At 34.8% G+C, this 13,241-nt stretch carries 9 protein-coding genes; 3 read left to right on the top strand and 6 right to left on the bottom strand.

The window, feature by feature from the left end; translation table 11 throughout:
• From PI23P_RS01345 to PI23P_RS01355, 3 genes are all read left to right on the top strand, one after another.
• Positions 1–747: M20/M25/M40 family metallo-hydrolase (locus PI23P_RS01345; protein WP_081439174.1), on the top strand; the 747-nt coding region annotated here is incomplete at its 5' end.
• A gap of 7 nt (positions 748–754) precedes the next feature.
• Positions 755–3,082 carry a S9 family peptidase gene (locus PI23P_RS01350; RefSeq protein ID WP_004568905.1) on the top strand — a complete coding sequence of 776 codons (2,328 nt, stop codon included), beginning with the start codon at positions 755–757 and terminating at the stop codon, positions 3,080–3,082.
• Between the two features lie 88 nt (positions 3,083–3,170).
• Complete coding sequence (locus tag PI23P_RS01355) at positions 3,171–4,820, top strand: M1 family metallopeptidase (protein ID WP_004568906.1); 1,650 nt, start codon at positions 3,171–3,173, stop codon at positions 4,818–4,820.
• Positions 4,821–4,846: 26 nt separating this feature from the next.
• Here PI23P_RS01355 and PI23P_RS01360 read toward each other — a convergent pair whose 3' ends face one another.
• The 6 genes from PI23P_RS01360 to murG form a co-directional block, all read right to left on the bottom strand.
• On the bottom strand, positions 4,847–5,473 hold the full coding sequence (locus PI23P_RS01360; RefSeq protein WP_004568907.1) for a peptidylprolyl isomerase: 627 nt from the start codon (positions 5,471–5,473) through the stop codon (positions 4,847–4,849).
• 1,279 nt (positions 5,474–6,752) lie between these two features.
• Positions 6,753–8,672 carry a cell division protein FtsZ gene (ftsZ, locus tag PI23P_RS01370; RefSeq protein WP_004568909.1) on the bottom strand — a complete coding sequence of 640 codons (1,920 nt, stop codon included), beginning with the start codon at positions 8,670–8,672 and terminating at the stop codon, positions 6,753–6,755.
• Between the two features lie 68 nt (positions 8,673–8,740).
• The gene (gene ftsA, locus PI23P_RS01375) at positions 8,741–10,069 is read right to left on the bottom strand and encodes a cell division protein FtsA (RefSeq protein ID WP_004568910.1); all 1,329 of its coding nucleotides are present in this window, start codon (positions 10,067–10,069) and stop codon (positions 8,741–8,743) included.
• Positions 10,070–10,075: 6 nt separating this feature from the next.
• Positions 10,076–10,801 carry a cell division protein FtsQ/DivIB gene (locus tag PI23P_RS01380; protein ID WP_004568911.1) on the bottom strand — a complete coding sequence of 242 codons (726 nt, stop codon included), beginning with the start codon at positions 10,799–10,801 and terminating at the stop codon, positions 10,076–10,078.
• Positions 10,791–12,143 (bottom strand): UDP-N-acetylmuramate--L-alanine ligase, encoded by a 1,353-nt coding sequence (murC, locus tag PI23P_RS01385; RefSeq protein WP_004568912.1) that lies wholly within the window; start codon positions 12,141–12,143, stop codon positions 10,791–10,793. The genes PI23P_RS01380 and murC overlap by 11 nt, the downstream gene beginning before the upstream one ends.
• Entirely contained in the window at positions 12,140–13,234 is a 1,095-nt protein-coding gene (gene murG / locus PI23P_RS01390; protein ID WP_004568913.1) for an undecaprenyldiphospho-muramoylpentapeptide beta-N-acetylglucosaminyltransferase, read from the bottom strand. Before murG ends, murC begins: the two co-directional genes overlap by 4 nt.
• Between the last annotated feature and the right edge of the window lie 7 nt (positions 13,235–13,241).

A 13,241-nucleotide genomic window follows, 5' to 3' on the forward strand; every position in this document is an offset into this window, starting at 1 on the left:
AGAGATTGCATCTGCTGTATGGGGTGCTGTGCAAATCCCATCAATATTTACAAAATGATTGCTTCTTTGCATGACGAAAACAATCACATTACCATACCTGGCTTTTATGACAATGTAGAAGAATTGTCTACAACAGAAAGAGCAGTAATGGCAAAAGCTCCTTTTTCTTTAAAAAACTACGAAAAATCTATAGCAATTGGAGCTGTTTATGGTGAAAATGGATATTCGACGAATGAGAGAAACTCCATAAGACCTACCTTAGATGTAAACGGAATTTGGGGAGGATATATTGGCGAGGGTGCAAAAACGGTCATTGCAAGCAAAGCATTTGCGAAAATTTCGATGCGTTTGGTACCAAACCAAGATTGGAGAGAAATCACCGAATTATTCAAAAATCATTTTGAAAGTATCGCGCCAGCAGCTGTAAAAGTCGTGGTAAAACCACATCATGGGGGCCAAGGTTATGTAACTCCTACAGATAACATCGCTTACCAAGCAGCAAGCAAAGCGTATGAAACTAGTTTTGGTAAAACACCAATTCCACAAAGAAGTGGGGGGAGTATTCCTATTGTTGCTTTGTTTGAACAACATCTAAAAAGTAAAACAATTTTAATGGGATTTGGCTTAGATTCTGATGCTATTCATTCTCCAGACGAGCACTTTGGAATCTGGAATTACCTTAAAGGTATTGAGACCATTCCGTATTTTTATAAATATTTCACTGAATTGTCAAAAAAAAATAACTAGAAATCTTATGAAAATAGCCCTACCGAAGATAGTACTGTTTGGTATCTTTTTTATGTTGCTGGTAAATTGTTCTAATTCGAAAGAACGAAAACAATTTACTGTTGCAGAATATGAAGCCGCAGCAAAACATATGGACAGAAATTTGTATTCTTTGGTTTACAACCAAGTTTCTGAACGTTCATTTGTAAATGGAAATAAACTATTTTATTCAACCACAAACAAGGACGGAAAAAAGTTCGTTCTCGTGGATGTCACCTCTAAGACAAAAGAAGCTGCATTTGACCATAAAAAATTAGCTAAAGTATTGTCCTTAGAAATGAACCAAAAAATAAAAGCAACGGCTTTACCAATTTCAAATATTTCTTTTTCTAAAAATTTAAAACAGCTCTATTTTACAGCTTCCAAACAAAAATATTCCTACCATTTAGAATTGTTTTCACTGTCTGCAGTTTCATCAGGAAGAAAAAGTGCAAGTAAAAATGAACACGTTTCTCCAAACGGCAAGCTAGCTGCATATATAAATAATTTTAATCTTTGGATTCGAAATATAGAAACGAATAAGAAAACACAACTTACTTTTAATGGTAAAAAAGACTATGGCTACGCCACTAACAATGCAGGTTGGACTAAGAGCGATGGAGCTGTTTTAAAATGGTCTCCAAATTCTGATAAGATTGCCACCTTTCAGCAAGATGCTAGAGGCGTTGGTATGATGTATTTAACCTCTACAAACGTCGGCCACCCGAGATTAGAGGCCTGGAAACATCCACTTCCTGGAGATACAGAAATATTCAAAATTGAACGTGTTATTATTCATTTGGGAAAAAGACCAAAAGTAGTGCGTTTAAAAATGGCTCCAGATCTTCAAAGAGGCTCTACAACGGACCATATTGCCGATAGAAGTAATGAATTATTAGATGCACAATGGAGTGAGGAAGGAATAAAATTTGCATTTGTTTCCGGTTCTAGAGATCACAAAATTGCGCATTTACAAATTGCTGACGCCAATACAGGTATTGTTACCTCTATCCATAAAGAAGAAGTGGACACCTACTATGAATCTGGAGTTAATCATGAAAACTGGAAAGTCTTATTTGACTCCAATGAATTTATCTGGTATTCAGAAAAAACAAATTGGGGCCATATTTACTTGTATGATCTGGAAACTAAAAAGCTAAAAAATCAAATTACTTCTGGTACTTTTATTGTAAAGCAAGTCCAACATATTGATACAGAAAATAGATTCATTTATTTTTCTGCAGGTGGAAAAGAAACGGGAAACCCGTATCATGATTACCATTACAAAATAAATTTTGACGGCAGTATTATCACCAATTTAACCCCTTCTAAAGGAACACATACGGTCACCTTTTCAGATGATTACTCGCTGTTGGTTGACACCTACTCAACAACTACCAACCCACCAATTGCTGTTTTAAGAAATGGGAATGGAGAAGAAATCATGAATTTAGAAACGGCCGATATTTCTGTATTAAAAGAAAATAACTGGCAAGAGCCCATTGAGTTTTCTGTCAAAGCACGTGATGAAAAAACAGATATTTATGGAATTATGTGTATTCCTTCTGATTACGATGCCACAAAAAAATACCCTGTTTTAAATTATATTTATCCGGGGCCACAATCTGGGAGTGTCGGTGATTATCGTTTTAAACCTGTTTGGAGAGATTTTCAAGCAGTTGCAGAGTTAGGTTTTATGGTAGTTGCTGTTGACGCTATGGGAACACCAATGCGTTCTAAATCTTTTCATGATGCCTATTATGGAAATATGGGCGATAATGGTTTACCAGATAATATTACTGCAATTAAACAACTTGCAGAAAAATATCCAGGAATGGATCTTGAAAAAGTTGGAATCTGGGGCCATTCTGGTGGCGGATTTGCATCTACAAGAGCTGTTTTTACATATCCTGAGTTTTATGACGTTGCAGTTTCTGGTTCAGGAAATCACGACAATAGAAATTATGAGGCAGATTGGGGAGAAAAATGGCAAGGACTTCTCATTGCCGGCAATATGGAGGGAAAAACAGACGGAACTACAAATTATGACAATCAAGCAAATCAATTATTTGCGAAAGATCTAAAAGGGAAATTGTTAATTACACATGGAACTATGGATGATAATGTCCCCCCTTCAAACACATTGTTAGTCGTTGAGGCCTTAATTAAAGCAAACAAAGATTTTGATATGATTTTTTATCCAAATCAGAGACACGGCTATGGAAATATGACAAAATACATGACTAGAAAACGTTGGGATTATTTTGTAACTCATTTATTGGACGCAAAACCAGCAAAAGGTTTTCAGTTAAAATAACATGCTTATAACGCTTGCTTAAACAGGAATTATAAACATCAAGACCTCGGTTAAAACAGTCCGAACTATAATTTAATAAAATTATAACATGAAACATCCCTTTTATCTGCACCTCTTTTTTATCGTTATTTGTTCTTTAAATCTTCAAGCACAAGGTTTGTTAACTGAAAAAGATATTTTTTCAAGACAAGATACACTGAGAGGCTCTATAACACCCGAAAGAGTTTGGTGGGATTTGACCTATTATCACTTAGAGGTCACTGTAGCACCTGATAAAAAATATATTTCAGGAAAAAACACAATTAAATATACCGTTTTAAATGTGTACCAGACAATGCAAATTGATTTGCAAACACCCTTGCAGATGACAAAAGTTACGCAAGATGGCAAAGAATTAGCGATTATTCATGAAGGAAATGCGCACTTTATTAAACTTACAAAAGCACAGGTAATTGGCAACACAGAGAGTATTATTGTGCACTATGAAAGCAATCCGAAAGAAGCTGTTAACGCTCCTTGGGATGGCGGATTTTCATGGAAAAAAGACAAAAATGGCAATCACTTTATAGCCACTTCCTGTCAAGGCTTGGGTGCGAGTGTTTGGTGGCCCTGCAAAGACCATATGTATGACGAAGTAAAAAGCATGCGGATTAGCGTTACAGTTCCCAGTCATTTAATGGATGTTTCTAATGGTAGATTGGAAAGTATAGAAGACCATGGCACTACTAAAACGTACAACTGGTTTGTAAATAATCCAATAAACAATTATGGCGTAAATGTAAATATTGGAGATTATACTCATTTTTCTGAGACCTTTGATGGAGAAAAGGGTCCTTTGGACATGGATTATTATGTGCTAAAATACAATCTCGCAAAGGCAAAAAAACAATTTACCGATGCTCCCAAAATGATGAAGGCTTTTGAGCATTGGTTTGGACCCTATCCTTTCTATAAAGATGGTTATAAGCTCGTAGAAGTTCCTTATTTGGGGATGGAACACCAAAGTTCAGTCACCTATGGAAATGAATTTAAACAAGGGTATTTAGGGAGCGATTTATCCGGCACAGGTTGGGGGTTAAAATTCGATTTTATAATTATTCACGAATCTGGTCATGAGTGGTTTGCAAATAACATTACAGACATCGATGCCGCAGATATGTGGATTCATGAAAGTTTTACCAACTATTCTGAAAGCCTATTTTTAGACTATTATTATGGTAAAAAAGCAGCGTCTGAATATGTGATTGGTCTTCGAAAATCGATTGCCAATAAAACACCTATTATTGGCACCTACAATGTAAATAAAAGTGGATCATCAGATATGTACAATAAAGGTGGAAACCTATTACACACCTTAAGGCAACTAATTGATAATGACAAAAAATGGCGCCTTATTCTTAGAAAAATGAATGCTCAATTTTATCATCAAACAGTCAAGACAAAACAGATAGAAGATTTTTTAAGTACAGAAACTGGTTTTGATTTGAATCCATTTTTCAATCAATATTTAAGAACTATTAAGATACCAACTCTTGCCCACAAAATTGAAAACGACACTTTAAAATATCGTTGGACGAATACAGTTCCTAATTTTGAAATGCCTTTAAAAACTACTATTAATGGTAAAGAAAAATGGATCTACCCAGCAAGTAATTGGAAAAGTTTAGCGCTAAAATCAGCCGGTACTAGTTTTCTAATTGATGAAAATTTCTATGTTTTTAATAAAAAAGTAGATTAATCCAACCTACTATTTAAAACAAAATATTATTTTAAAATGTATGCTTTTATAATGAAATCTGTTTTCGGGTATTTCTCGCGTATAAATTCATTTCCAAACTTTGAAATCGCTTCTTGTTTTCTTCCTAGCTGCCCTCCATAACCATCGTAAAACTTTAAAACATTCTCTTTTCCAGCAATTACTCTTGCCACTACGGGAAATCCTATAACACCAGAATACGCCAGTTTATCTAGACGGTAATTGTCTTTTAAATTGATAAATATTTGATTAGACCGACTTTTTACACCGCCTCTAGCAAATGCAATTGTCATCGCGTCGCTTTTTAAAGTTACTGGTTCGTCGGCTATGCCACTGCGCTCCCAACTACTATTTACTAGCGTATCATTGTGAATTCCAAATTGCGCTACAAAATTAGGAATTACTCTAAAAATAGAAATATCTTGATAATAGTTTTTTGTAATTAATTGAAACAATCTATCTACACCATTTGGAGACCACACTCTTTTTGCTTCAATATCAAAGTTTCCTTGTGTAGTCTCAAAACGCGCTTTAAAAGTTTCAGGTGCCTCAATTTTTGTCCATTTTTCTTTAAATAGTTTTGGACTACAATTACATAATAAAACAAGGATTACTCCATACACTACTTTTCTCATATCACTCAATTAAAAATGCGAAGATAGAAAAACCTTACTACTCTCTAAATGTGTAAAATTCATTATTTTGCTCTATACATATAGAATAAAGACTATTAGGACCATGCAATCCTCTAACACCAAGGAATAATTAATGCAGTATCTATGGAAACGTAACAAAGCATTTTTTTTAAGATTTATTAGAAGATTTCTCAGAACCAAGACCAGCAACTAAAACGGTAGCTAACCTGTTAAAAAGAATTCATGATAAAAGTTTTATTACGTATTCATTGTTCGAGAAATCTAGAAAATATACTGCTCTGATTAAAAACCCGACTATTTTTCTAAGCATGTAAATAGTTTAATTAAAAACTTTTTTAATGATTCTGCAAGTCAGTTTGCATCTTTCTTTATCAAAGAAACCAATCTCACGACAGCGCAGTTAGAAGACTCAAAAAAATAATAGACAATCAAATTAAACAGCAACAAAAATGACAATCTACCCACTAAAATCTGCAAGTTGTTTGGCTTTATTATTAATTTTTTATCACGGTGCTCTAAAAAAAGAAAAGATACACCACTTAAATCGTTTTTATTTATTAGGAAGTGTTCTGTTTTCATTTTTAGTACTGCTAGCCTCTGTTAAGACGAACACAAAGTAAGTAATTGTAGGGTCAATGAAATATTTTTACGTCCTGATTATGTAACTGCTTCCGAAATAATTATTAAAGACGCTACGCTTAACTATTGGCAACTATTTATTGGTTTTACCTATTAATTTCTGTTCTCTTCTTAATTCGGTTTCATGTTAATTTATTTAAAATAAGCATAAAAAGAAATAGCAAGGCCACCTTAATTCTGGTCGAAGATCAAATTCTACCACCTACTTTTCGGAACTGTATATTTATTCATAAAATAGACTGCGTATATAATAAAACTGAAGATAAACTCTTTACACACGAGTTAACGCATGTGACCCAAAACATCCCTTAGATATTTTAATTGTCGAATTGCTACAAGCCGTTTTTTGAATCAAACCACTTTTTATATTCTTAAGGAAAACGGTGCTGGTAAATCATGAGTTCTTAGCAGAGGAAAATGTAATCAATCAACATCAAAACACATTCAAATACCTGCATTTATTATTAAACAAAGCTACTTGGGAAAAAGACCTAAAAATAACAATGCTCCTACACCTCCCATTCCAAAATCACTAAAAAGAAGTAAATACGTATCAAAAATTAGAAAACCGCATCAAATTAATTTTAATGCGGTTTTATTATACTGAGAAAAATAATTATTAATCTACATTGTCATGTAAAAATGAGTTGTTCGATTTAAAATTTATACCATCCTCATCTGTTTGAATCGCTGTTTTAGACCTACTAATTGGCGCATCTACATTCAAATCTAACCCCTGTCTTTTATAAGCCGGCTGCCGCTCAATTTCATCTATATTTTTACTAAGTTGATCGTTGAACTTATAGTTGAATCCCTTCATTTTTTCGCGTCTCTCCTGCGCTCTTTTTTGAAGTTCGAGAATTGTCAAATCTAAAGGAGAAACTTCTTCACTTCTTGTTTCAATCGCGTTTATCTCTGACTGCGGCACTCTTGTTTTTAATTCAAATTGAATTTCTTCTTCAACAGCTTCAACCTGTATTTGTTTTACTGCTATCTGAGAACTTTTTCCAATAGTGGGCTTTGCGTCGAAATCTTCTAACACAAAACGTCTCTCCTCTGCCTTAGGCTCAGAAACAATTTCTTCTTCCTCAACAACCTCAATACTATTGATATCTATAGCAAGCTTTTCATTTTGTGTATATTTCACTTCTTCGGCGAACTTGACCTCTGTGTATGTATTTAATGGTAAATCAAATAATAAATCTGCTTGTATTTGTTCTGGAGCTTCATCGATCTTTTCCTCTACTGGAGTAATATTTGTAATAATAAAATCTTCTTCAGACTCCAATGCTAAATAAACCTCATTATGAGAAACATCGGTATTTGAAATATTCTCAGAAGTCGGAATTAAATCCATTTCAGGCATTGATTGCTCGGCTTTAGTTGCAACATCCTCCTCCAAAGCATGTACTACTTTCTGATCAGAAACTGCAGCGATTGATTGGTCTATCGCAGTCCCTAGAGACGTCGTTTTGTGCTCAAAATTATAAGTCGCTTTTTGCTCGTCCTCTAAAGTGTGTACAATTTTTTTAACTTCTGTATTTGTTATTGTACTTTGCTGGTCTTTTGCAAAACCCGTCGCAACAATGGTCACAGCGATTGAATCTCCTAACTCCTCATCCTCGCCAATTCCCATAATAATATTGGCATCGTAACCTGCTTCATCTTGAATAAAGTCGTTAATTTCTCCTATTTCATCTAACGTTACCTCATTGGTGCCAGAAACAATCAACAGCAGCACATTTTTAGCACCTGTAATTTTGTTATCATTTAACAATGGTGAATCTAACGCTTTTACAATCGCCGTTTTTGCTCTATCTACACCAGCTTCTTTGGCAGAACCCATAATCGCAGTTCCACTGTTAGAAAGTACCGTCTTAGCATCATGTAAATCAATATTTTGTTTGTAATGATGTGTAATTACTTCTGCAATTCCACGGGAAGCAGTAGATAAAACCTCGTCTGCCTTTGAAAAGCCAGCTTTAAAACCAAGATTCCCATATACCTCTCTTAATTTGTTGTTATTAATTACAATTAAAGAATCGACATTTTGTCGCAATTGATCTATTCCCAACTGTGCCTGTGCAGAGCGTCTTCTTCCTTCAAAAGCAAATGGCATTGTTACGATACCCACCGTAAGAATGTTCATGTCTTTTGCAATTTTTGCAATGATTGGTGCTGCCCCTGTTCCTGTTCCGCCTCCCATTCCTGCAGTTATAAACACCATTTTTGTTTGGTTATTTAACATTTGCTGAATTTCTTGCATGCTCTCTTTGGCTGCTTGTGCACCGATTTCTGGATTTGCTCCTGCTCCCAAACCAGAAGTAAGGTTTGCTCCTAACTGAATTTTATTAGGAACTGGACTATTTTCTAAAGCTTGTGCATCTGTATTGCAGATCACAAAGTCTACACCTCTTATTTGTTGGGTATACATGTGATTTACTGCATTACTTCCTCCTCCACCAACACCAATAACCTTAATCGTATTCGATTTCGTTTTTGGCATGTCAAATAAAATATTATCGAATTCTGCGCTCATAATAACGTCTCTGTTATAATTTAATATTTTCTTATTTATTCTTCTTTATTCTGCTTCTCACATTACAATTACTCTGCATTGTCTAAAAAATCTTTTAAACTTTCAATAAATTTTTCAAAAAAGGGTCTTTTTTTTACAGGTTTTGGCTTTTCTTGCTGCACTTGAGGGATTGTTTCTTCTTGCTCGCTTCTCACATCCTCATCCAAGACCTCTTCAACAACAGCTTCTCCTTTAAATTCTTTATTTAGTCCTTCCATTAATAAACCCACAGCTGTAGCGTACGCTGGACTTGACAAAGCCTCATCTGAATCCCCTGCCAAATGTTCGTTTGGAAATCCCACTCGTGCATCCATACCTGTGATGTACTCTACCAACTGGCGTAAGTGCTTTAATTGTGCACCTCCACCTGTTAAGACAATTCCTGCAATTAATTTACCTTTTGCAGTTTCATGCCCATAATTCTTTATTTCTAGATATACCTGCTCTATGATTTCCTGAACCCTTGCATGTATAATTTTTGATAAATTTTTTAATGTAATCTCTTTTGGTTCTCTTCCTCTTAAGCCTGGGATAGAAACAATTTCTGTTTCTTTATTCTCTCCAGGCCAGGCAGAACCAAACTTAATTTTTAACAGCTCTGCTTGCTTCTCTATAATTGAACAACCTTCTTTTATATCATCTGTAATTACATTTCCTCCAAATGGAATGACCGCAGTATGCCGGATAATTCCGTCTTTAAAAATAGCCAAATCTGTCGTACCACCCCCAATGTCTATCAAAGCAACTCCGGCTTCTTTCTCTTCTAAACTCAATACGGCAGAAGCCGAAGCCAAAGGTTCTAAAGTAATATCGCTTAATTCTAAACCTGCACTTTTTACGCAACGTCCAATGTTTCTAATCGATGAAACTTGCCCCACAACTACGTGGAAATTTGCTTCTAAACGCCCACCATACATTCCTATTGGCTCTTTAATATCTGCTTGCGAATCTACTTTAAACTCTTGCGGTAACACATGAATAATTTCTTCTCCTGGCAACATCACTAATTTATGTACCTGGTTTACCAAATTTTCAATATCAGCCTCTTCAATTACTTCATCTGCATTGTTTCGCGTTATATAATCTGAATGATGTAAACTTCGAATATGTTGACCTGCAATCCCAACAATAACATCCTCTATTTTCATACCAGAAACACTTTCTGCCTCTTCTACAGCTTGCTGAATAGATTGTATCGTTTGGGTAATATTACTCACAACTCCACGCTTTACACCGAGGCTTTTCGCTTTCCCAATACCAATAACTTCTATCTTATTGTATTCATTTTTACGACCAATCATGGCAATAATTTTGGTAGTACCAATATCTAAACCAACAGCTATTTTATTGTCTTCCATTTTCACTTATTTTGTGCACACAACTTGGTTGTGATATTTTAGAGTAATCATTTTATAATCTTGTATCGTTTTATTTTTAAAAGTAGTATTGTAAAATGCTTTCAACATACTAAATTTTATTTTCATTCTGTCTAAAGTGCCAAAATCTACTTTATAATCTCCGCTTCTTACTGAAAATTGAAATGTATTGGCGTCAGATTTTATAATTCCTACTACTTCTTTCTGAAGAAAATCATCTTCTAATATAGCAAATATCAGCGGCAAAATCAATTGAATATCTGCTGCGCTATCAACGCCAGAAACTAACAATGCGCGAGCTGAATAATTTAAAGATAATGGTACTTTCACACCTTGTTTATCAATGTAATAAGAAGTCCCATTCCCTGTAATTCTTGCAATTGGTAATCGTTGTTTAACTTTTGATTTCAACACACCTCCAATCGTTAAAAAAACAGCTACTTTTTCAACATATGGATTTTCAGAAATCTTCTTTTCTAGACCATATAAATCTATCACAGATTTTGGTTGATCTACCACTGTTTTATTATTTTGTATTAACAATTTGTTAACTATTTCCTGCGTTAAAAAATTGCGTTTATTTTCTTGAAAACTCACACGTACCGCTGTTACTTTTTTTGTACTATTTCGCTTAGAAGTGAAACCATATAAAAAGCTTAAAACCCCAATAAAACCTATAAAAAAAAGATATTTCAAGCTTTTTTTAAATCTCATAGCGCAACTCTTTTAAAAGTTCATTAGACACCTCATCTACCAATACCCCGATATCTCCTGCACCCAGCATAACCACTACTTTTGCTGAAGAATTTTTAATATCTTTTAACAGATTATTTTTCTGTGTCAATTTTTTATGCGGATTTTCAATTTTACTCAAAAGCCAACTTGAATCTACTCCAGGAATAGGGATTTCTCTTGCTGGATAAATATCTAACAATAAAATTGCGTCAAACTTATTTAAGGCCAGCGCAAAATCATCAATAAAATCTCGTGTTCTTGAATACAAATGCGGCTGGAAAACAACCAAAATTTCAGCATCAGGATACATTTCTCTTACAGAACTTTCAACAGCATATATTGCCGTCGGATGGTGAGCATAATCGTCAATTAGTACAAAATTTTCTGTTTTAATTTTATAGGAAAACCTACGAGCAACCCCTTTAAAAGTTTCCAAACATTTTTTTATGTTTTCTAAAGAAATGCCATAGACATCTGCCATTGCGATCGCCGCTAAAGCATTCATAATATTATGACGCCCGGGAACATCAAATGAAATTTTTTCAATTATTGAACTTGGAGTTGCAATGTCAAAAAGACAAGTACCACTTTCAATTCTTAAATTGAAAGCCCTATAATCTGCAGGCTCATTTATTGCATATGTCAAGCCTTTTAAAGGAAGTCCTTTTGCAACTATTAGCGTTTGGGTCACTCTGCTTGCAAACTCTATAAAGGAAGCCGTGAGTGCTTCTGGATTTTCATAAATATCTAAATGGTCGGCATCCATCGAAGTTACACATGCAATATTGGGGCTTAATTGCAAAAAAGAACGATCAAACTCATCTGCTTCTACCACACTAATTGTATCACCTCCTAAAATCAAGTTAGCGTTATAGTTTTCCGCAATACCGCCTAAAAAAGAGGTTGCATTGGCAGTGACCATAATATGACCTAGAATCGCAGAAGTTGTTGTTTTTCCATGCGTTCCTGCAACGGCTAAACAGAATGTACTTTCGGTAATTTTACCTAAAATTTCAGCTCTTTTGAACACAGCAAACTGCTGTTCTAAAAAATAATTAAGTTGCGTATGATTTTTTGAAACCGCGGGAGTATAGATAACCAGTGTTTTCTTTTTGTCTAGAAAAGGAGGTAAAATATTTCTTACAACATCTTCATAGTTAATGGCAACACCGAGATGCTCTAACTCTTTTGTAATCGAAGAAGGCGTTTTGTCATACCCTGCAGTTTTTTTCCCGTTCGCGACGAAATAACGTGCAATTGCACTCATCCCAATGCCACCAACTCCGACAAAATAAACGTTCTGTATATTTTTTAAATTCAATTCCTTATCAATTTTTCAATTTCATCAACGATGTCTTTGGTTGCCCCTGGAAGGGCCAATCCTTTTATACTCTCTGACAGGCTTTCCAGCTTTCCAATATCCTGAATCAAAGATTCAAAAACTACGGGAAAAGTAGCTAACTCGTCCTCTGCTATTCGTATTGCTGCATGTTTCTCAACAATAGATTTTGCATTCTTTGTTTGATGGTCTTCTGCCACGTTTGGTGATGGAATAAAAAGCACAGGTTTCCCCACAATACAAAGTTCAGAAACAGAACTTGCACCTGCTCTAGATATAATAATATCCGCAGCTGCATACACGTAATCCATCCTATTTATAAATTCGTGCACCTGAACGTTTTTAAGTGCATTGTACTTTTTATATTCTTCAAAATAAATTTTACCACACTGCCAAATGACTTGAATTTCTTTACTTTTTAAAAACTCTAAATTATTTTCTACGAATTCATTTATTTTCCTAGCACCTAAACTTCCTCCAAGAATTAAAAGCGTTTTTTTTGTTTTGTCAATTTCAAAGAAAGCTTGCCCATCCTCCCTTTTTAAGTGGATTGATAGCAAATCCTGTCGCACGGGGTTTCCTGTTTTAATAATTTTATCACTTGGGAAAAAACGCTCTAAATAATCGTACGCAACACAAATCTTTTTCGCTTTCTTACTCAATAATTTGTTCGTGATTCCTGGATATGAATTCTGCTCCTGAATCAGTGTAGGAATCCCTTTCCTACCCGCCATAATTAATACGGGACCGCTAGCAAAACCACCTGTACCAATTGCAATATCTGGTTTGAACTTTCGAATTATATTAGCTGCACTCCACAAACTGTGAATCAATTTAAATATAAATACAATGTTTTTGTATGTTATTTTTCTCTGTATACCCGCAATCCACAAACCTTTAATCTCGTATCCTGCCTGTGGAACTTTTTCCATTTCCATTTTATCCTTCGCACCCACAAATAAGAATTCTGCATTGGGATGTCTCACCTTTATCTCATTTGCAATCGCAATTGCAGGATAAATATGTCCCCCTGTTCCGCCTCCAGAAATTAATATGCGCATCGAATTTTTCATCTAAACT

The organism is Polaribacter irgensii 23-P, assembly GCF_000153225.1.
Classification (GTDB): Bacteria; Bacteroidota; Bacteroidia; order Flavobacteriales; family Flavobacteriaceae; genus Polaribacter; species Polaribacter irgensii.

What these genes read in the sequence shown, in the direction of transcription:
- PI23P_RS01350 (WP_004568905.1), top strand. Translation starts at nt 755, where the DNA reads ATGAAAATAGCCCTACCGAAGATAGTACTGTTTGGTATCTTTTTTATG.
- PI23P_RS01355 (WP_004568906.1), top strand. Translation starts at nt 3,171, where the DNA reads ATGAAACATCCCTTTTATCTGCACCTCTTTTTTATCGTTATTTGTTCT.
- PI23P_RS01360 (WP_004568907.1), bottom strand. Translation starts at nt 5,473, where the DNA reads ATGAGAAAAGTAGTGTATGGAGTAATCCTTGTTTTATTATGTAATTGT.
- ftsZ (WP_004568909.1), bottom strand. Translation starts at nt 8,672, where the DNA reads ATGAGCGCAGAATTCGATAATATTTTATTTGACATGCCAAAAACGAAA.
- ftsA (WP_004568910.1), bottom strand. Translation starts at nt 10,069, where the DNA reads ATGGAAGACAATAAAATAGCTGTTGGTTTAGATATTGGTACTACCAAA.
- PI23P_RS01380 (WP_004568911.1), bottom strand. Translation starts at nt 10,801, where the DNA reads ATGAGATTTAAAAAAAGCTTGAAATATCTTTTTTTTATAGGTTTTATT.
- murG (WP_004568913.1), bottom strand. Translation starts at nt 13,234, where the DNA reads ATGAAAAATTCGATGCGCATATTAATTTCTGGAGGCGGAACAGGGGGA.